The organism is Pseudomonas sp. NY15374, assembly GCF_048068255.1.
GTDB lineage: Bacteria > Pseudomonadota > Gammaproteobacteria > Pseudomonadales > Pseudomonadaceae > Aquipseudomonas > Aquipseudomonas machongensis.
Genome location: NZ_JBLUPZ010000003.1, coordinates 239,294 through 259,370, shown reverse-complemented (window position 1 = coordinate 259,370; position 20,077 = coordinate 239,294). Strand labels below are relative to the sequence as shown.

Here is a 20,077-nt window from a genome sequence, read left to right as displayed (position 1 = left end):
CCCAGGCATTGCCTGGGCGTTTTTTTTCAACCTGAGGATCAGGTGCTCGAAGGGCTGGGAGGTGTCCAGTCGGCAGCAGGGAAGAAGCGTTCGACCAGGGCGTCGTTCTTGAGCATGGCGGCGTACTCGTCGCGCTTGAACGGGTTGCCAGTGCGCAAATCGTATACCGGGTGCACCACGGGCGCTGTGCTCGGGATCTCCTTGAGCTTCACATTGACGAAGCGGAAGTCGTCACCCACGACCTCGCCGATGTCTTCGATCTCGAAACGGCACCCTGGCGGGAACAGGGTTTCCGCCTCTGTTTTTGTCCATGACAGGGGTGCTATGGGCACCCCGCTCTGGTATTGGCCCGCGGGTATCTCGAAAACCACCGATGTGTCGTCGAACGTGCCCTTCACGATGTCCGGTGAGGAGAGCTCATCGCTGGCAAAAGTGCGCACCACGTAGGGGTTTTCGGTAAAGGATGTCAGGTCCGAGTTCACCAGCACATCGCCCTTCTTGAGTTTTCCGCTGCGAAAGTGCGCGCCCGATGTGCTTCTCGTTCCGTTGCCTCCGCGGTAGAGAGCGACCGTGTTGCTCTTGGGCAGGGTTTCCAGCGAGTCCACCAGCTTGTCGACGAACGTGTCCGAGTCGCAGAACGGGAACTCATGCACCCCGCGGCGCAGGTAGCTGTTGATTTGCGAGCTTTCATCCGTGTAGTTGCCGATGAGGCGGTTTACGTAGTCTTCGTCTTCCTTGTAGGTGTAGGTAATCCCTTCGTCGGTTTGCAGGCACTCGAAGTCAAGTTCATCCATGTGCGCATCTTCGCCATCTTCCAGGCGGGCGATGTCGGTATCGTCCAGCAGCGCGCGATGGCGGGCCTGGGCCTGGTTCGAGAGCAGTTCGCTTTGTGCCGCGTCCTCTTTCATGTGGGTATCCCAGAAGCTCGAGCGATCGCTGGGCAGGCTCACGACGTTGTCGCCACTCGCCACAGGTGGAGTCAAGGTTTCAGGCGGGGGTACCAGGTTGTTATCGCCAGGATTCCCTCCCCGCAACCCACGACTGTCGACGCGCTTCCAGGTACCGTCCGCCTGGCGCGCCAATGGCTGGCGTCCGAAGAAGGCGAAGGGATTGTCCGGGTCGATGATCGACCATTGCGCGGTATGCGCATCGAATTGCACCTGGAACACCTGGTCGTCGATCTGCACGTAGGGGCGGCCATTGACCAGGGTGATGCCTTGCGCGTGTGTGCCACTGGCCGGTGTGCCACCTTCCAGCGAGATGGCGACGGCGTGCTTGTCGGGGGCTGGCTGAACTACAGCGTTTTCCGCGTGCTCCACCGGGGTCCAGTCGCCCAGTTTGTCCTGCCTGGCGTAACGTCCGGTGTCGATCAGTTCACCGCCCGCGTTACGTCTGGCGATCCGCGCCAACCCCTGGGTAGAAGGGGAGCCGAGCAGTACCGACTGGCCCTTCAGCTCGACGGGCTTGAGCTCACGCTCGGTGAGACCGAGCACTGCCGCTTTCGTGTCTGCCCAGCGCCGTGGTTGGCTGGGCAGCCGCTCGGCATTGCGCAGCAGGCTGCCAAAACCTTTCATGCCGTGCGCCAGGTCACCATAGGCGCCTGCGCCGTTGAGCAGCGAAGACAACAGGTACAGGCTCGCGGTGCCGGCATCGCGATTGATGAATGCGCTCAGTGCGCCGACATAGTCGCGCAGGGCAAGTGCGGCGCCCACTGTGAAGGCAGCGGGCGGGAAGGGCAGCGTCACGATCTGGGCCACCGTTTCCAGCGTGTTCCAGACGATGCTCGCGATCATATCGGCGCGACCCTTGGTGACATCGCGCACATCGACGATGCGCTGGCGCAGCCCATCGTCGTAGCACAGGATGCGCAGGTCGTCCGTGGGGGCTTCGGGCACGCTTGGCACCGGGCTCGCCCCGCCCTCGCGCAGGTCCTTGAACAGGAAGGCCAGCAGTTGCCCGGCTTGCCTGCGACTGCGGTCCTTGTAGTAGTCGATCATCCCTGGGGTGGCGAGCGACTGGACGAAGCTGCTGAAGGGCCGAAAGTCGATGCCGTCTGCAGCCGCGGGAGTGTAGAGCAACGTCTGCGAGGGTTGCCCTTCCGGCGACTTGAGCAGGTAGCAACCGTGGATGATTTCTTCGCGGTAGGGCGGGGTCTTGTCCATGATCCGGTAGAGCGCGTTGAACAACTTGCCGATTGCCGGCTCGTCGGCCAGGAACTCGTTGTCGATACGCACTACCAATCGGTAGAACGCATGACGCTTGCGCTGGGTGTCGGCAGTCTGGTGCATGCTCTGGATGCTCGCCAGCACCCAAGCGTACTGGTCGGCATCCAGATGCCCTTGCAGGAGGCTGCGCAGCGCCGCCAGTTGCATCTGCAGTTGTACGATCAACACGCTCTGCCGACGACGCCAGGCGTAGCCGGTGTGTCTGGGGGAGAGCAGGGTCTCCTCGATCAGGCTGACGTAGCGGTCGGATACCCACTGACCGCGTACGGAGCCTGTGACCGACTGCGGCGTCAACGCCGAAAGATCAACCCCGTCGGGGCCTTCGAGGGTTGCCGTGGTATCGGCTGTGGCCGTGAACAGGCCCAGGCTGTCGTCATAGCCGTTGCGCAGCAATTGGGTGTAGGTAAGGGTCTCCCTGGGTGACTTGATGATCACGCTGTCCGGATCGATGCTGTCGTCGTTGTTGCCGAGCAACTGCTTGAGTTTGTCCTGGGCCTGGGCGTGGACATACGCCTCGAAATCCGGCAGTTGCGCATGCTTGGCCTTGGCATACTGCTGCTCTGCAGCCTGGATCTGGTCTTCCAGGCGTGTCAGCTGGCCACGCTGGGAGGCACTGGCCGCCAGCAACCAGGCGGGCGCGCGCGCGGCTGTGTTGGCCTCGGCAACCTCGATGCGGTTCTGGGTCAGGGCTTTGACCCCCTCCTGGCCAGTGAAGCGCACCAGTGTCAAGAACTGCTCGTAGAGCTTTTCCGGAGTAGGGATCTGCTGAGACTGCCCGTAGATATCCAGGTACCAGGTGTCCCAGACCTGCGTCTCGGTGCTGGCTGGCTGTTGCTGTGTTTGCGGGAATGGCTTGTTGGCGATCTGAGTGATCAGGGCGGCGAACGAGGTGCGCTGCTGGGCTATCACGTTCTGCAGCAGGTAGGCCCGCGTGTCCGCTTCTGCGAACCAGCCCACCACCTCGACGAGCAACTGCCGTTCGCTGTCGAAACCCAGCACCGGCTTGTGCGGATGATGCGGGCAGCAGAGCAGCAGGCGTTGCAGGGCGCCCTCGGCGTCCTCCTGGCGCACCAGCAGCGCGTCGCTGAGCAGGTACTGGTCGGCCAGGAGCAGGTTGGCACTGGACAACCTGTCGTAGCCCGTGCCGCTTCCGGCCGCGAAGGTTGCCAGCGTCTGCTGGTCCTCGGGCTTGATCTGGCCTTGCAGGCGTGCGCACCAGGCTTGGGCCGCGATCTGCTGCAAGAGCGCGGCGTTCATCAGCGACCTGCTGCTTTCTTGCTTGTGTGCGGCTCTCTGAGCGGGGGCGAACTTGCCGTGCAGCGCCAGTGTTTCGATCAGCTTGCAAACATAAGCGGGCGTGAGTGTGGCGTACGCCTCAGGCAGTGGCCGGTCTTGTTGCTCGAAGCGCGTGGCGGTGATGAATTCCGACGCCGGTTGGTCGTCGCCGTCGTGCAGGCCCTGCAACGCCAGGTGCACAAGGCTGCGCCGGATCTCGTAGGGGGCGGCGGTTTCGGGCAGCGTACGCTTGGTCACGAGCATGATCTGCTCGGGGTCCAGATCCAGGCCCAGGTCGTTGGCGATACTGCTGCGCAGATGGGTCGCGGCGAAGCTTTCGATGCTGTCGCAGCCGCCCAGCGCACTGAGCATGGCGGCACGCGCGTGGTCGTATTCCTGGAGTGCCTTCAGGCATTGATTGGCCTGGTCCTCAGGCGCGTATCGCAGCCAGTCGGGCGCTTTGGGCGGCGTCTTGAGCGCTTCGCCGAGGGTGGCGTCGAGCGCGCTGCCAGGCCCGAGGGCAAGTGGCAGGCGCAGGGCATCCTCGACGCGCCCGGAACGGGATTCACCAGGCGCCAGCCCGGCCTGCGAGGCGTGCTTGATATCGTGCAGTTGCAGGCTGCGCAGTTGTCGATGCAGCTCGGCAAAGGCCTTGCGCGGTGCGGGCCTGATCACCCAGTGGCGCTGTTCGTAGGTTTGCACTGCCGATGCCCGGGTCATTGCGAGGCGCTGCGTGCGGGGCAGGGTATCGGTGATGCTGGCCCTGGCCACCGGCTGGTTCATCAGCGCGGTCAGCGCTGCGAGTGCCAGGTCGCGCGTGGCGAAGGCGGCCCATTGCCGGCCTGCCAGCCACACGAGGGTCGGGCCGCTGTCCAGGTTGAACATCAGGCAGCCATGCAGTGTGGCTGTGCGGCTTGCCTCGAGCTTGAGGCTCAGGGTGCTGATGGTCAGGTCATTCTGATCGAGCGAAGCGGGCAGGCAGGTGGCATAGATCGGGTGGATCCTGCCGGCGGCGATCTGGACATCGAGCAATTGGCGCAGCGTGGCCTCGATATCTTCGATGTGACACTGGCGCCTCGTCATGGCGGGCTTTTCGAGCGACTCCCAGTAGGCGTGCAGGGTGCTCCTGATCGTCAGCTCGATGCTCGCAGCTTCTGCGTCTGTCAGTGCCTGGTCCAGATTGGCGAGCCCTATGCGCTCAAGCGAGGGGTGCTCTTCAAGGCGTTGGTCGATGCGGGTGCGCAGGGTCGAAAGGGCGTGTTGGGTGACGGATGAAAGGTTGAGCGTCATGAGCTCCTCGCTGGCCGTGCGTGTTGTACGGCTTTGTGATGGGGGCATCACTAGAGCCGGGCGGGCGCTGGGCGAGGTGGTAGTTAATGCATGCACGGATGCTGCGACGAAGATGAACAAACTGTGAACTGCATGCCATCGCGGGTTTTTTTATGCCAATTCGCGGCAGGTGGCGCTATGGTTAACCGATGGACGTATTTGGAAGCGGCGATGGACTGCGTGTCAGGATTATTCAGGAGTTGCCCATGAGCGCTGCAGACCCCCTCCCACCCCGCGTGCTGATCGCCGAGAGCGATCCCTGGGTGCGCGACATGCTTCGCGAGATGCTGCTCAGCGTGCGCTGCGATGCCCGTCTGGAAGTCTGCGCCGATGGCTCCCAGGCCCTGACGGCGCTGTCGAGCAAGCCCGACCTGATCATCGCCGCCCGAGAGCTGTCCGGTGTCGATGGCCTCGACCTGTTGCGCAAGGTGCGCGCCAAGAGCGACAAGCCTGGGCTGCCGTTCATCCTCATGAGCGAACGCACCGACAGCGCCAGTGTGAAAGAAGCGCTGCCGCTGCATCCCACCGCCTACCTGAGCAAACCGCTGAACCTGGACAACCTGCGCAAACGCCTGGAAAACCTGTTGCTCGAAGTCGGCGAGCAGATCGCCTGCCCGGTGCCGCCCCTTCAGCCGGGTGCCAGCCTGCCGGCCTACCTCGAGCAGCGCCGCGCTACTGCCGATGGCGGCCCGCTGTTTGCCGATGTACAGGTGGCGATCAAGCGCGCCCTCAACCCGCAGGGCCTGAACCTGCGTGTGCTGGAAGAGGAAGTGCGCAATGACCCGCAGATCACCGGGGTGCTCATCGCCGCGGCCAACAGTGCCGCCATGCATAGCGATGCGCCGGTGCAGACCCTGCTGCAGGCGCTGAACAAGCTGGGCAGCACCCAGAGCATGAACCTGATCCTGGGCCTCACGCTGAAGCGCAGCGCACGCTTGAGCGACCCGCTGCTGGCGCAGCATGCCGCGCGCTTCTGGAACATCTCGCTGCATACCGCCGAATTCGCGCGTACCTTGGCACGCATGCTCGAGCTGGACCAGGAGCGCTGCTACTGCGCGGGCCTGCTGCATTGCCTGGGTGACCTGGCCGTGTTGCGTACCCTGCAGGAGTGGCGTCTGGCCGGTGGCGAGCTGGACGAAGACCAGGTGCAGTTGTCGCTCAATGAGTTTGGCGCGCCATTCGGTTCGGCCCTGCGCACCCGCTGGCGCCTGCCGCTGAACCTGCGCGAGCTGATCGCTGCGATCTATCAGCTAGGTGGTGGCGTGTATTCGCGAGAGATTCTGGCGATGAACCTGGCCGGCCAGTTGTCGCGGGCGCTGCCGACCCAGGGCAACGAGAAGATCGCCAGCAGCAAGACCGCACGCCTGCTCAAGCTCGGCCTGCCTGAGCTCAACCGCCTGCGCGAGCCACCCGCGCCGCCGGCGGTGATCACAACGCCTGAGGTCGAAGCCGCGACCGTTGAAGCTGAGGTTGTGGAAGAGATGCCTCAGGCCCCGAACACCGACGAAGACAGCGCCACGGAAAAACCGTGAGCGCTACCGCTCACCCGCGCACGATCTGGTTCTTGCCCTGGCGCTTGGCCTGGTACATCGCCGCGTCGGCGCGACCGAACAGGTTGTCCAGGTCGGTGTCCTGATCGCTCAGCTCGGTCAGCCCCTGGCTCACGGTCACGCCGTAGGTCTGCTGGCCGTAGGTGAAGCTCAGGCGCTGGATTTCTCGCTGCAAGCGCTCGGCGATCTGCTCGGCGACCTGTGCCGTGCAGCCTGGGAATACCGCCGCGAATTCCTCGCCGCCAATACGGCCGAACAGATCGCCCCGACGCAGCACTGCCTTGCCGCTGTCGGCGATGCGCTGTAGCACCTGGTCGCCTTCCGGATGCCCGTAGCTGTCGTTGATGTGCTTGAAGTCGTCGATGTCCAGGAGCAGGAATGCCATTGGCGTGCCGTCTTCGCGGGCGCGGTCGAAGGCTTGCTGGGCACATTCGAAGAAGTGCCGACGATTGCTGCTCTGGGTCAGGACGTCGGTGGTGGCAAGGCGCTGCAATTCGCCTTCGAGCTGTTTCTTCTCGGTGATGTCCTCGGCAATGCCGACGATGATCACCCGCTCGCCTTCGCGCTGCTGGTTGATGTAGCACTTGTCGCTGAGCCAGCGCACTTCGCCTGCGCCGTTGATGATGCGGTATTCGCGGTTCTCGACGGTGCCCTGGAGCAGTACCTGGGCCAGGCTGCGCTCGGCGTAGTCGAGGTCGTCGGGGTGGATTGCGTCGCGCCACTCGTTGTAGTCGGCCATCACCAGGCTGGCCGGGCGGCCAAAAATACGCTCGTAGGCGGGGCTGACGTACAGCACCTGGCGGGTTTCCCAGTCGAAGGCCCAGAGCACGGCGTTGACGCTGTCGAGCAGCGAGCTGTAGAGCTGCTCGCGCTCGCTCAGGCGCGCCACTTCACCCTGGGCATGCAGCAGGGCGAGCAGGGTCTGGGCAGCTTCGGGGCGGGGCGGACCGGCCTGGATCGAGGGGTGACGTTCTTTGGCCATGTGCACGGATCGGATCTCGACGAATGTGCGTGCGGCCACGACTCGGCCCGCCACGCGGGCGATATGCCGATTTTGAGTCGAGCAGGGGGGTGAAGTTCCGGTCGGCATGCCCTTGGACGGGGCATGCCGATCAACGGCAGTCAGGCGCCGGTAGGGCGTAGGGAGTAGGTCTTGAGCTGTGCGGCGAAGTCGCGCAGCGACTGGATACCGCTGGCTTCGGCCTCGTGTACCCAGTCTTTCATGGCCGCCAGCATGTCATGGCCGTTGGCGCTGGTGCGTGCCCAGATCTGTTGCAGCGCCAGACGCTTCTCGTAGATGGTCTTGAGCGTCTGGCTGTGCGTCAGCATCGATTCGATACGTACGTGGTGGCGATCCTGCAGCAGGCTGGTCTCGCGTGACAGCAGGCGCTTGGCGCGGCGGAAGTGGTGGCGCACCGAGGTATCGACCTTTTCCAGCTCCTGCTTGACCAGCGGGCCAATCACCAGCTTGCGGTACTGGGCCATGATCTGGAAGCGGTTGTTGAGGATTGCCATGGCGGTGTCCATGTCCAACGAGGCCTTGCCTTCGACTCGGTGGGCGATCGGCGCCACGCGCTGCACCTTGGCCAGGCGCAGCAGGCACAGCAGACGAATCCACATCCAGCCCATGTCGAACTCCCAGCGGCGCACCGACAGCTTGGCCGAATTGGGGTAGGTGTGGTGGTTGTTGTGCAGCTCTTCGCCGCCGATGATGATGCCCCAGGGCACCAGGTTGGTGGCGGCGTCGCGGCATTCGAAGTTGCGATAGCCGACCGCATGGCCCAGGCCATTGACCACGCCGGCGGCCCAGAACGGAATCCACATCATCTGGATGGCCCAGATGGTGATGCCGATGGTGCCGAACAGCAGCAGGTCGAGCACCGCCATCAGGGCGATGCCGCCCATTTTGTAGCGCGAGTAGAGGTTGCGTTCGATCCAGTCATCCGGGCAGTTCTTGCCGTAGATGCGCAGGGTTTCCTCGTTGCGCGCCTCTTCCCGGTACAGCTCCGCGCCTTTGCGCAGGACCGTGCCCAGGCCCTTGTACACCGGGCTGTGCGGGTCGTCGGGGGTTTCGCACTTGGCGTGGTGCTTGCGATGGACCGCTGTCCATTCACGCGTGTTCTGCGCCGTGGTCAGCCACAGCCAGAAGCGGAAGAAATGCTTGAGCCCGGCATTGAGCTCCAGGGAGCGGTGCGCCGAGTAGCGATGCAGGTAGATCGTGACGCTGACGATGGTCACATGGGTCATCAGCAGGGTGACCGCGACCAGTTGCCAGGCCGACAGGTCGAGCAGACCGTTGTACCACATAGTTGGAAAGACCCTCGGGAAATCAGGGGAAACAACGGGCGCATTATCCCTTGACGGGGAAATAAAACCAGTCGTGCTTTCGCCGGGATCGTCACCGCCGGTCACCTTGCCGTCGGCGAGGGTGTCGCCAAGGCAGGCTGGACGGGCCAGGGCGGCGGGAACCGCGACTTATTTATGAGCCGGGATTTAAAGTCACGGCATGTTTCAACCTTTATACTGCGCCATTATTTTCCATGGACTGATGCACCCGACATGTCTGTTTCTGTTCGCGACGCCTTGCGCATGGCTGCGCTCTACGTTGTGTTGTCGTTCCTCTGGCTGGTGCTGTCGGAGTGGGTGCTGCGTGGCATGACCGACAACGACCTGGCGCTGACCGTCGGGCGGCAGATCAACGTGGTGGTCTGGGTGCTGCTCAGCGCCTTGCTGATCTTCGTGTCACGGGCCCGGCTGCTCAACTTCATCGGCGTGGGTGCGCGTCTGCGCAGCGAGGATCGCGAACGCCTGCGCATGGCGGCAGCGGTCTTCGACAGCACCTTGGAAGGCGTGCTGGTGACCGATCGCAACGGCCTGATCGTGCATGTGAACCGCGCCTTCATGCGCATCACCGGTTATCACCAGGACGAAGTGCTGGGCCAGCGCCCGAGCAAGTTCAAGTCGGGACGCCATGGGGCGCCTTTCTACCAGCAGATCTACGCGACCTTGGCCGAAAAAGGCGAGTGGAGCGGGGAAATCTGGAATCGCCGCAAGAGTGGCGAGATCTATCCGCAATGGCAGACGATCTGCGCGATTCGCGACGACAGCGGTGAGCTGAGCCACTACGTTGCGGTGTTCAGCGACATCAGTGCGATCAAGCATTCCGAGCAAGAGCTGGCCTACCTCGCCCATCACGACCCCTTGACCGGCCTGCCCAACCGACTGCTGTTCAGCGACCGTGCCGAGCAGGCGTTGGCGGCGGCGCAGGCGAACAAGCGTGGCTGCGCCTTGCTGCTGCTCGACCTCGACCACTTCCAGAGCATCAACGACAGCCTGGGGCACACCATTGGCGACCAGTTGCTCAAGCTGGTGGGCGAGCGTTTGCAGGAGCAGCTGGGTAGCGGCGTGACCCTGGCGCGCCTGGGCGGCGACGAATTCGCGGTACTGCTCGAGGGGTGCCAGCAGGTCGCCCAGGCGGCGACTACTGCACAGGGCATCCTCGAACGCCTTCGCCAGCCGTTCGCGTTCGAAGGGCAGCAGCTGTTCATCGGAGCGAGCATCGGTATCAGCCTGTTCCCCAGCGACGCGCTGAGCGCCGAGCAACTGTTGCGCAATGCCGACTCGGCGCTGTTCAAGGCCAAGAGCAATGGTCGCGCCTGCTATGCGCTGTACACCGAAGAACTTACCGCCCACGCCCAGCATCGCGTCGAGACCGCCGGTGAACTGCGCCGGGCCCTGGCCCAGGAAGAGTTGCGCGTGTTCTACCAGCCGGTGCACGACCTGTTCACCGGGAGCATGGTCGGGGTCGAGGCGCTGGTGCGCTGGCAGCATCCCGAGCGCGGCCTGGTGCCGCCGGGCGAGTTCATCCCGATCGCCGAGCGCACCGGGCTGATCGTCGATATCGATGCCTGGGTGCTGCGCCAGGCCTGTCGGCAGATGGTGCAGTGGCAAGCCGAGGGGCGAGTGCTGGACTTCGTCGCGGTGAACCTGTCGAGTCGCCTGTTCGGCCAGCGTGGCCTGTATCGACAAGTGGCCGAGGTGCTGGACGAGACCGGCCTGGACCCGGCGCTGCTGGAGCTGGAAGTGACCGAGAGCGCGGTGATGGAGGACCCCGAGGTGGCGCTGGAGCAGTTGCACCGTCTGCGCGAGCTGGGCTTGCGCCTGGCGATCGACGATTTCGGCACCGGCTATTCGTCACTGTTGCGGCTAAAGCGCCTGCCGGTTCAGAAGCTGAAGATCGACCAGGGCTTCGTCGCCGGATTGCCCAATGACGAAGACGACATCGCCATCGTGCGGGTGATCATCGCCCTGGCGCGGAGCATGGGGATGCAGGTGCATGCCGAGGGGATCGAGCAGGCCGAGCAGGCGCGACTGCTGCTGGAGCAGCAGTGCGACCTGGGGCAGGGCTACTGGTTCGGACGGCCCGTGGCGGCCGAGAACCTGCGCTGGTCGTAGGAACTCGATTTCAGCTCAGCGCTTGTTCAAGCCTTTGGCCAACCGATCCCCGCCCAACTGGATCACCGCCACCAAGGCCACCAGCATGACGATCACCGTCAGCATGATCTGGCTGTCGAAGCGCTGGTACCCATAGCGGTAGGCGATATCGCCCAGACCACCGGCACCGATCGCGCCGGCCATGGCCGAGGAGTTGATCATGGTCACCAGGGTGATGGTGAAGCCGCCGACGATCCCTGGCAGCGCTTCAGGCAGCAGCACATGCCAGATGATGTGCCAGCGTCGGCAGCCCATGGCCTGCGCCGCTTCGATCAGGCCGTGGTCGACCTCGCGCAGGCTGACTTCGGCGATTCGGGCGAAGAACGGCGTGGCAGCGATGGTCAACGGCACCACCGCCGCCCAGACGCCATAGGTGGTACCGACGATCAGCCGGGTAAAGGGGATCAGTGCCACCATCAGGATCAGGAAGGGGATCGAGCGGAACAGGTTGACGAAGGCGCCGAGCACGCGATTGAGCAGCGGCGCTTCGTAGATGCCACCCTTGCCGCTGGTGACCAGCAGCACCGCCATCGGAATCCCCACCAGCAGCGCGATCAACGAGGACACCCCCACCATCAGCAGGGTATCGATCAGGCCTTGCAGCAGGCGTTCAGTCCACATAACCCAGCACCTCCACATCGGCAGCCCAGCGCCGGGCGCGTTCGAGCAGTTGATGAGCCCCAAGCGCGGAGCCGCGCACGGCCAGGACCAGTTGGCCCAAGGCGTGCTCGCCAATGGTCTCGACACCCCCCTGGAGCAGACGCACACGCCCACCGAGATCGGTGAACAATGCCGACAGCTCCGGCTCGCCGACCAGTTGCAGGCGCAACACCACGGCAGCGTCCTGGCTGACCGGTTGAGCCCGCAAATTGGCCTGCAAGGCTGCGGGTAGCTTGGTCTGCAAGGGGGCGAGCAAGGTGCGGGTCACCTCGTGGCGCGGCGCGCCGAATACCTGCCAGACCTCGCCCTGCTCGACTACTTCGCCACGTTCGAGCACCACCACGCGCTGGCAGATGTCGCGGATCACCGCCATCTCGTGAGTGATCAGTACGATGGTCAGGCCAAGGCGCCGGTTGATATCGCGCAGCAGGTCGAGGATCGAGGCGGTGGTTTCAGGGTCCAGTGCCGAGGTCGCTTCGTCGCACAACAGGATCTGCGGATCGTGCACCAGCGCGCGGGCGATGCCGACACGCTGCTTCTGACCGCCGGACAACTGCGCCGGATAGACGTGATGCTTCTGTTCCAGGCCTACCAGCTCCAGCAACTCGCGCACTTTACGCTGACGCTCGACCTTGGCCACGCCGGCGACCTTCAAGGGGAGCTCGACGTTCTGCCACACGGTCTTGGCCGACATCAGGTTGAAGTGCTGGAAGATCATGCCGATGCGCCGGCGCAGCGACACCAGGCGATCCTCGTCGAACGGAGCGATGTCGACCTGGTCGATCAGCACGCGCCCTTCGCTGGGTTGCTCCAGGCGGTTGATGGTGCGCAGCAGTGACGGCTTGCCGGCGCCGCTGCGGCCGATGATGCCGAAGATCTCGCCGCGGCGGATGTTCAGGTCGATGCCGTGCAGGGCAGGGTGAGCTTGCCCGGGGTAGGTCTTGCCCAACCCGATGAAGCGTACATGGGCCTCGTTCACCTCCGGGCGCAATACCTGCTCGCGCGCCGGGGCCGGCGTGGCGTGGGGGACGGGCGCCCTGAGGGCGCTGGCGCGACTCATCTCAGCCCTCCCAGCCGGCCTGGTACAGGCTGCCGTGGGCCTTGTTCAGGGCTTCACGCACGGCCGGCGAATGCTGGTAGATATCGACGAACTTGGCCAGGCGCGGGTCGTCCTTGCTTTGCGGGCGGATCACGAACTGGATCACGTACTCCTTGTTCTCCAGGCCGTCGAACAGCAACGCCGAGGTGGCATCGAAGCTGTTGGCCAGGCGAATGTAGGCCGGGTAGCCCTGCACCAGGTCGGCATCGTCGTAGGCCCGCACCAGTTGCACGGCCTCGACCTGAAGAATCTTGAGCTTCTTCGGGTTGGCGACGATGTCATCTTCGGTGGCCTTGTAACCCACGCCAGGCTTGAGCGTGATCAGCCCGGCCTTGGCCAGCAACTGCAGGCCGCGCCCGCTGTTGATCGGGTCGTTGGCGATGGCCACGCTGGCGCCTTCGGGCAGTTCGGCGAAGCGCTTGTACTTCTTCGAATACAGGCCGACGTTGTTGATGATCCCCGGTGCATAGGGCACCAGGTTGAAGCCTGCTGCGGCCTTGGCGTTTTCCAGGAAAGGAATGTGCTGGAAGTAGTTCACGTCGATGTCGCCGCTGTTGAGGCTGACGTTGGGGGCGATCCAGTCGCTGAACTCGATCAGCTTCACCTCCAGGCCTTGCTTGTGCGCTTCTGCCACGGCCGCTTCGAGCGGAATGGCGAAGGCGGCCGTGGTACCGATCTTCAGGGGTTCGACTGCCAGCGCGGCGCCGGCAAGGCCCAGGGGCAGCAGGGCGGCCGCGACGGGCCGATAGAGTTTCTCAAGCATGATGCGCGGCTCCGGTCGGGGCGTTGGTCGGGGTGCGATAGGTGCTGCCGGGATGGTCGGCGGGCAGATGTGCGCTAGGGCTGGCGAACAGCTTCTGGCGCAGGCTGCCCTCGGCGTAGGCGGTCTTGTAGCGGCCGCGGCGTTGCAGTTCGGGGACCACCAGGTCGATGAAGTCTTCGTAGCTTTCCGGGGTGACGGTGCGTGCCAGGTTGAAGCCGTCCAGGCCGGTCTCGTCGATCCAGCCGATCAGTTGCTCGGCGACCTGGTCAGGCGCACCGACCAGGGTCACGTAGCGTCCGCCGAGGGCGTGTTGTTCCAGCAGGCGGCGGCGGGTCCAGGCGTTGTCCTGCAGGAGCTTGGTGGCGGACTGGATCGCATTGCCCTGGCCTGCGTTGATCGGCTCGTCGAGGTCGAAGGCGGCGAAGTCGATGCCGGTGGAGGCGGCAAAGTGCGCCACACCCGCTTCGGCGCTGGCGTGGCGCAAATACTCGGCGTGCTTGGCGCGGGCCTGCTCCTCGGTCGGTGCGACGATCACGGTGATGCCCATGAACACCTTGATCGCCTGAGGGTCGCGGCCGGCGGCGAGGGCGGCTGCGCGCACCTTGTCGACCTGGGCACGGGTGCCCGAGTGGGTCTGGCCGCCGATGAACACGCACTCGGCGTGGTTGCCGGCAAATGCCAGGCCGCGTGCCGAGCTGCCCGCCTGGAACAGCACCGGTGTGCGCTGCGGCGAGGGTTCGCACAGGTGATAGCCCTCGACCTTGTAGAACTCGCCTCGGTGCTCGACCTTGCGCACTTTGTCGGGCCGGGCATAGACGCGCTGCTTGCGGTCTTCGACCACGGCATCGTCCGCCCAACTGCCTTCGAGCAGCTTGTACAGCACCTGCAGGTATTCGTCGGCCTGGTCGTAGCGCCGGTCGTGCTCGGGCTGTTGTTCCAGGCCCATGGCACGGGCCGCGCTGTCGAGGTAGCCGGTGACGATGTTCCAGCCGACCCTGCCCTTGCTCAGGTGGTCGAGGGTCGAGAGCCTGCGGGCGAACAGATACGGCGGCTCGTAGGTGAGGTTGGCGGTCAGGCCGAAGCCCAGGTTGCGTGTCACCGCGGCCATGGCCGAGACCAGCAGCAGCGGGTCGTTTACCGGCAGCTGGATCGATTCCTTGAGCGTGACGTCGACCGAGTCGCCGTAGATGTCGTAGGTGCCGACGATGTCGGCGATGAACAGCCCGTCGAACAGCCCGCGCTCCAGCAGGCGCGCGAGGTCGGTCCAGTACTCGATGTCCTTGTAGCGGGTCGAGGTGTCGCGCGGATGGGTCCACAGGCCGTGGTTGATATGGCCAATGCAGTTCATGTTGAAAGCGTTGAGCAGGATCTGCTTGCTCATCAGATGGTCCCTCGCAGCGGTGGGTTTTCGCCGTTGAGGTAGTAGTTGCCGATGGCGTGGTACTTCCAGCGCACCGGGTCGTGCAGGGTGTGGACCCGGGCGTTGCGCCAGTGGCGGTCGAGGTTGTGTTCGGCTAGGGTGGCGCGGCTGCCGGCCAGCTCGAACAGGGTGCTGGCGGCGGACAGGGAAATCTCGGTGCTGATCGCGCGGGCCTCGGCGACGGCGATGGAAGCGGCGGCCACGCTGCTGGCGTTGCTGTCGCGCTGGGCCTGGTCGAGGATTTCGCCGGCCCGCTCGAGCAGTGCTTCGGCGGCGTGCAGGCGGATGCTCAGGCGACCGAAGCTGTTGAGTGTCAGTGGATCGGCCGAGGCCTGGTCGACACCTGCGTCGATCCATGGGCGGCTGTGGTTGCGCACGAAGTGCAGGGCGTCTTCGACGGCGGCGCGAGCGATGCCGGTGTCGATGGCAGCGTGGAGAATCTGGGCCAATGGGCCGACTGTTGTCGGACGTTCGAACGCGGCCTGGAAGGGCATCAGGTCGGTAGCCTCGACACGGACATTGTCGAACAGCACCGAACCGCTGCCGGTGGTGCGCTGGCCGAAGCCGCTCCAGTCGTCGATCACTTGCACACCGGGGCTGTCGGCGGGCACGAACGCCAGTTGCTGCACGCCCTCGTCATCGACCACCGAGGTGGGGATGCGCTGGGCGTAGATCGCGCCGGTGGCGTAGAACTTGCGGCCGTTGATGCGGTAACCGTCGCCGTCGCGGGTCAGGCGGGTAGTACGGTCGCTGGAGGTTCTGGTGCCGAGTTCGGCCAGGGCGTTACCGAAGCGCTTGCCGGCCAGCACCTCGGCGTAGAGACGCTGTTGCTGTTCGAGGGTGCCGTTCACGCGCAGCACTTCGAGGGCGTAGAAGTGGTTCTGCGGAATCTGCCCGAGCGAGGCGTCGGCCTGGGCGATGCGGGCGATGACCTTGGCCAGGGTGACGTTCGATACTTCGGCGCCGCCGAAGGCCTTGGGTACGCTGATCGCCCACAGGCCGGAGCGGGTGAACAGTTCCAGTTCGGCGTGCGGCAGGCGGCGCTCGCGGTCGCGCAGGGCGCTGTCGCGCTGCAGTTGCCGGGCGATGTCTTCAGCGACGGCAATGGCCTGCGCGTCGCTGGTGATCACGGATGTTGTCATGTTGTTCTCCGGGGCCGTAGGGCCGCCATGCGGCCCAATCGTGGGACAGGTCGCAGCGGCGAACCGCCGGTCCCACAGACCTGTGCTGTCCCTGTAGGAGCGGCGGTTCGCCGCTGCGACTTGTCCCGCGATTGGGCTGCACAGCAGCCCCCGACAAAAAATTCAGATCCAGGAATGCCGCGCAGGCAGCGTGCCGTTGAGGTAATAGGCGCCGACCGCGTGGTACTTCCAGCGCACCGGATCGTGCAGCGTGTGCACCCGGGCGTTGCGCCAGTGGCGGTCGAGGTTGAATTCGGCGAGGGTGGCGCGGCTGCCGGCGAGTTCGAGCAGCTTCTCGCTGGCCTGCAGCGAAATCTCTGTGGTGAGCACCTTGGCCTCGGCCACGGCAATCGAGGCGCGCGCCGCCGCAGCGGCATCGATGGGCGCCGCATTGACTTCGTCCAGCACCTGCGCGGCCTTGCGCAGCAGCGCCTCGGCGGCGTGCAGCTCGAGTTTGAGACGGCCGATGTCGGCGATCACGTAGAGATCATCGCTGGCCCGTTCGACCTTGGCATCGATCCACGGCCGCGACTTGTCACGCACGAAGGCGATGGCGTCGTCGATGGCCGCTTCGGCGATTCCGGCGTCGATGGCAGCCTGGATCAGTTGCGAGACCGCGCCCTGGATATTGGGCTGGTCGGCCTGGCGCCAGTTGTCGATCACCAGGTCCGCGTCCACCGGCACCTGGTCGAGCAGCACCGTGCCGCTGGCGGTGGTGCGCTGGCCGAAGCCGGACCAGTCGTCGACGATGCGCAGCCCAGGGCTGCCACGGCGTACGAAGGCCAGGCGCTGGCGACCTTCGTCGTCCAGGGCCTTGACCGCCACCCAGTGGGCGAACAGGGCGCCTGTGGAGTAGAACTTCTCGCCGCTGATGCGGTAGGTGTCGCCGTCGCGGGTGATGCGGGCCTTGAGGGTCAAGGTGTCTTTGGTGCTGCGTTCGGGGCCGGCATTGCCGATGCGCCAGCCGTCCAGCACCGAGCGGAAGATCAGCGCCTGCTGCGCCTCGCTGGCGGTCAGGCGCAGCAGTTGCAGCAGGCCGAACTGATTCTGTGGGATCTGCCCCAACGCCGGGTCGGCGGCGCTGATCAGACGAAAGACTTCGGCGATGGTCGCGAACGATACATCCGGGCCGCCATGGGCCTTGGGCACGCTGATGCTGCCAAGCCCCGAGCGGGTGAACAGCTCGATCTCGGCCCACGGCAGCTTGCGTTGCTGGTCGCGGCGCGAGGCCTGCTGGCGCGCGACTTCGGCCAGTTCGCGGGCCGCTTGCAGGGCCTCGGCGTCATTGCGCAACACCTTGGCCGGCAGCAGCAGGGGCGAGCTGTCGATATCGCTGTGGAATTGGGTATTGGGTTGGCTGGACATCAGTGCCGCTCCTTGGCTGCACTCAATGCCCTGGCGTTACGCACTGGGGTGATTGTGTTCCTGACCATTCCTGAACCTCACGAAGTAGATGCGTCGCTACAGCTGGTCGCGACGGATGTAGGCGGGTCCGGTGGTCCGGTCTATATACCTTATGTGCTTATAAAAAGTTTATGAACTAACTCTTTGGAATATGAATAGAAGAGAGGCATTTGTCTGGATGTGCCGGACTCTTCGCGGGCAACGCCCGCACCCACAGAGAACCGCACAGGCTTCATCGCCGGTGCGGCTCCTGTGGAAGCGGGACTTGCCCGCGAAGATCCAGCCGAGCTTTTCAGTCTTGCGAAGCAGTGGTCCCGAGGAACTTGCGCAGGAACTGCCGGGTGCGTTCCTCCTTCGGATCGGCGAACAGCGCCTTGGCCTCGCCCTGCTCGACGATCACGCCCTTGTCGAAGAAGATCACCCGGTTCGCCACATCACGTGCAAAGCTCATCTCGTGGGTGACGATGATCATGGTGCGCTTCTCTTCGGCCAGGCCGCGGATGGTCGCCAGCACTTCGCCGACCAGCTCGGGGTCGAGCGCGGAGGTCGGTTCGTCGAAGAGGATCACTTCAGGCTCCATCGCCAGGGCACGGGCGATGGCCACGCGCTGCTGCTGGCCGCCGGAAAGGCGCCGTGGATAGGCGTCTTCCTTGCCGGCCAGGCCGACCTTGGCGAGCAGCTTGCGGCCCAGCTCCAGGGCCTGGTCGCGCGGGGTCTTCTTGACGATCACCGGCCCTTCGATGACGTTCTCCAGGGCGGTGCGGTGCGGGAACAGGTTGAAGTTCTGGAACACGAACCCGGCCTGCTGGCGCAGACGGCGGATCGCGCTCTGCTGGCCGCCGAGCGGGCGGTCGGCGTCGATGTCGATATCGCCGATACTGATCTTCCCGGCATCGGGTGTTTCCAGCAGGTTCAGACAGCGCAGGAAGGTGGTCTTGCCCGAGCCGCTGGGGCCGATGATGGCGACGACTTCACCGGCCTCGACCGTCAGGTCGATGCCCTTGAGCACGGTCTGGCCCTTGAACTGCTTGGTCAGGCCTTCTACTACGATCATCTCAGTGCTCCTGGTCATGCTGGTTGACCCGCGCTTCCATGCGGTTCTGGAAGTGCGCCAGGATACTGCAGAGAATCCAGTAGATGACGGCCACGGCCAGGTACATGGTGAAGACTTCGAAGGTCCGTGCGGTGATCAACTGTGCCTGGCGGAACAGCTCTGGCACCTGGATGGTCGCCGCCAGGGCGGTATCCTTGACCAGCGAGATGAAGCTGTTGCCCAGCGGCGGCAGGGCGGTGCGCATGGCCTGGGGCAGGATCGCCCGGCGCATGGCCTGGGTACGGGTCATGCCGATGCTGGCTGCGGCTTCCCACTGGCCGCGGTCGATCGAGGAGATCGCCGCGCGCAGGATTTCGCAGATGTACGCCGCCATGTTCAGCGACAGGCCGATCAACGAGGCGGGGATCGGATCGAGTTCGATGCCGATCTGCGGCATGCCGAAGTAGATCACGAACAGTTGCACCAGCAGCGGCGTGCCGCGGAAGAACGACACGTAGATCCGCGCCAGCCAGTCCAGCGGCAGGATCTTCGACAGGCGCATCAGTGCCAGGGCAAAGCCCAGCACCAGGCCGAAGAACATGCCGCCGACACTGAGCAGTACCGTGTAACCCGCGCCCTTGAGCAGGAAGGGCGTAGAGTCGATAACGAGTTGCAGGCTTTCAGAGATCATTTGGTGACGTCGGCACCGAAGTATTTCTCGGACAGCTTGGCCAGGGTGCCGTCAGCCTTGAGCTTGTCCAGCGCCTTGTTCACTGCCGCGAGCAGCTCAGGTTCGCCCTTGCGCAGGGCCACGCCGCTTTCCAGGCGCGAGAAGGCTTCGCCGGCAAGTTGAGTGTCCTTGGCCTTCTGTGCGTATTCCAGGGCGGCCAGGCGGTCGATCAGGATGGCGTCGATACGGCCGTTGCGCAGGTCGGCGAACTTGCTCGGATCGTCTTCATAGGTACGCACGTCCGCCTTGGGTACGTCCTGCTTGACCCATTGCTCGTAGTTGGTGCCCAGGCCCACACCGACCTTCTTGCCCGCCAGGTCCTGCGCGGTCTTGATGTTCAGCTGCTCGGCCTTCTTCTTCAGGATCAGCGCCTGGATGCCGGAGATGGTGTAGGGCTCGGAGAAGTCATACTTCTTCTTGCGCTCTTCGGAGATGGTCACCTGGTTGATCACCACGTCCAGGCGCTTGGATTCCAGCGCGGCGAGGATGCCGTCCCACTTGGTTGGCTGAACCTTGGCCTTGACGCCCAGCTCCTTGGCCAGCAGTTCGGAGAGTTCCACTTCGAAACCGGTCAGCTTGCCGTTCTCGTCGACGAAGCTGAAGGGTGGGTAGGTGCCTTCCAGGCCGACGTTGATCACGCCTTTTTCCTGGATGGTCTTGAGCTGCTCACCCGCGAAGGCGTGGCTGAACAGACCGGTGCCCAGCAAGATGGCCAGGCTGGCATTGAGAAGTGGCTTGGTGAATTTGGTCATGGCTGTCCCCGCGCTTTGTTTTAAGTAGTGGGTGGCGACTATAGGGTGGGCTGTATAGCTCAGGAAATAATAAAAAATTATCTATTATTCCTTTCTGTTATTTCATCCCTGAAGCGCAGTTTTGAGGGTAGCCGTGAACCGGGTCCCCGTCATCGCTGCTTA

At 64.4% G+C, this 20,077-nt stretch carries 14 protein-coding genes; 2 read left to right on the top strand and 12 right to left on the bottom strand.

Annotated features, from left to right (window positions below; genetic code table 11):
* Positions 1 to 38: 38 nt before the first annotated feature.
* Positions 39 to 4,790 carry a dermonecrotic toxin domain-containing protein gene (locus ACNFHO_RS09075; RefSeq protein ID WP_416766023.1) on the bottom strand — a complete coding sequence of 1,584 codons (4,752 nt, stop codon included), beginning with the start codon at positions 4,788 to 4,790 and terminating at the stop codon, positions 39 to 41.
* A 245-nt stretch (positions 4,791 to 5,035) separates the two neighbouring features.
* On the opposite strand from ACNFHO_RS09075, the gene ACNFHO_RS09070 reads away from it, so the two are divergent.
* A complete protein-coding gene (locus tag ACNFHO_RS09070; protein WP_063542186.1) occupies positions 5,036 to 6,361 on the top strand; it encodes a response regulator in 1,326 nt (441 codons plus the stop codon).
* Positions 6,362 to 6,371: 10 nt separating this feature from the next.
* On the opposite strand, the gene ACNFHO_RS09065 is transcribed toward ACNFHO_RS09070, so the two are convergent.
* A complete protein-coding gene (locus ACNFHO_RS09065; protein ID WP_416766021.1) occupies positions 6,372 to 7,361 on the bottom strand; it encodes a GGDEF domain-containing protein in 990 nt (329 codons plus the stop codon).
* Between the two features lie 140 nt (positions 7,362 to 7,501).
* A complete protein-coding gene (gene desA, locus ACNFHO_RS09060) occupies positions 7,502 to 8,686 on the bottom strand; it encodes a delta-9 fatty acid desaturase DesA (RefSeq protein WP_063542188.1) in 1,185 nt (394 codons plus the stop codon).
* A gap of 252 nt (positions 8,687 to 8,938) precedes the next feature.
* Here desA and dibA point away from each other — a divergent pair, with 252 nt between their 5' ends.
* The gene (gene dibA, locus ACNFHO_RS09055) at positions 8,939 to 10,834 is read left to right on the top strand and encodes a phosphodiesterase DibA (protein WP_063542190.1); all 1,896 of its coding nucleotides are present in this window, start codon (positions 8,939 to 8,941) and stop codon (positions 10,832 to 10,834) included.
* 15 nt (positions 10,835 to 10,849) lie between these two features.
* Here the strand turns inward: dibA and ACNFHO_RS09050 are convergent, their stop codons facing one another.
* The 9 genes from ACNFHO_RS09050 to tcyJ form a co-directional block, all read right to left on the bottom strand.
* Positions 10,850 to 11,494 carry a methionine ABC transporter permease gene (locus tag ACNFHO_RS09050; RefSeq protein WP_054891647.1) on the bottom strand — a complete coding sequence of 215 codons (645 nt, stop codon included), beginning with the start codon at positions 11,492 to 11,494 and terminating at the stop codon, positions 10,850 to 10,852.
* Positions 11,484 to 12,593, bottom strand: coding sequence for a methionine ABC transporter ATP-binding protein (locus ACNFHO_RS09045; RefSeq protein ID WP_416766019.1), 1,110 nt, complete (start codon positions 12,591 to 12,593; stop codon positions 11,484 to 11,486). Before ACNFHO_RS09045 ends, ACNFHO_RS09050 begins: the two co-directional genes overlap by 11 nt.
* A gap of 1 nt (position 12,594) precedes the next feature.
* On the bottom strand, positions 12,595 to 13,395 hold the full coding sequence (locus ACNFHO_RS09040; RefSeq protein ID WP_416766018.1) for a MetQ/NlpA family ABC transporter substrate-binding protein: 801 nt from the start codon (positions 13,393 to 13,395) through the stop codon (positions 12,595 to 12,597).
* A complete protein-coding gene (locus ACNFHO_RS09035; protein ID WP_054925365.1) occupies positions 13,388 to 14,776 on the bottom strand; it encodes an LLM class flavin-dependent oxidoreductase in 1,389 nt (462 codons plus the stop codon). The genes ACNFHO_RS09040 and ACNFHO_RS09035 overlap by 8 nt, the downstream gene beginning before the upstream one ends.
* Complete coding sequence (locus ACNFHO_RS09030; protein WP_416766016.1) at positions 14,776 to 15,957, bottom strand: SfnB family sulfur acquisition oxidoreductase; 1,182 nt, start codon at positions 15,955 to 15,957, stop codon at positions 14,776 to 14,778. Before ACNFHO_RS09030 ends, ACNFHO_RS09035 begins: the two co-directional genes overlap by 1 nt.
* 162 nt (positions 15,958 to 16,119) lie before the next feature.
* Positions 16,120 to 17,361: an SfnB family sulfur acquisition oxidoreductase gene (locus ACNFHO_RS09025; protein WP_112897121.1), complete on the bottom strand. Its 1,242-nt coding sequence runs from the start codon at positions 17,359 to 17,361 to the stop codon at positions 16,120 to 16,122.
* 331 nt (positions 17,362 to 17,692) lie between these two features.
* Entirely contained in the window at positions 17,693 to 18,454 is a 762-nt protein-coding gene (tcyN, locus tag ACNFHO_RS09020) for an L-cystine ABC transporter ATP-binding protein TcyN (RefSeq protein WP_416766014.1), read from the bottom strand.
* A 1-nt stretch (position 18,455) separates the two neighbouring features.
* Positions 18,456 to 19,124: a cystine ABC transporter permease gene (gene tcyL / locus ACNFHO_RS09015; RefSeq protein WP_054891654.1), complete on the bottom strand. Its 669-nt coding sequence runs from the start codon at positions 19,122 to 19,124 to the stop codon at positions 18,456 to 18,458.
* Positions 19,121 to 19,915, bottom strand: coding sequence for a cystine ABC transporter substrate-binding protein (gene tcyJ / locus ACNFHO_RS09010; protein ID WP_054891655.1), 795 nt, complete (start codon positions 19,913 to 19,915; stop codon positions 19,121 to 19,123). Before tcyJ ends, tcyL begins: the two co-directional genes overlap by 4 nt.
* Between the last annotated feature and the right edge of the window lie 162 nt (positions 19,916 to 20,077).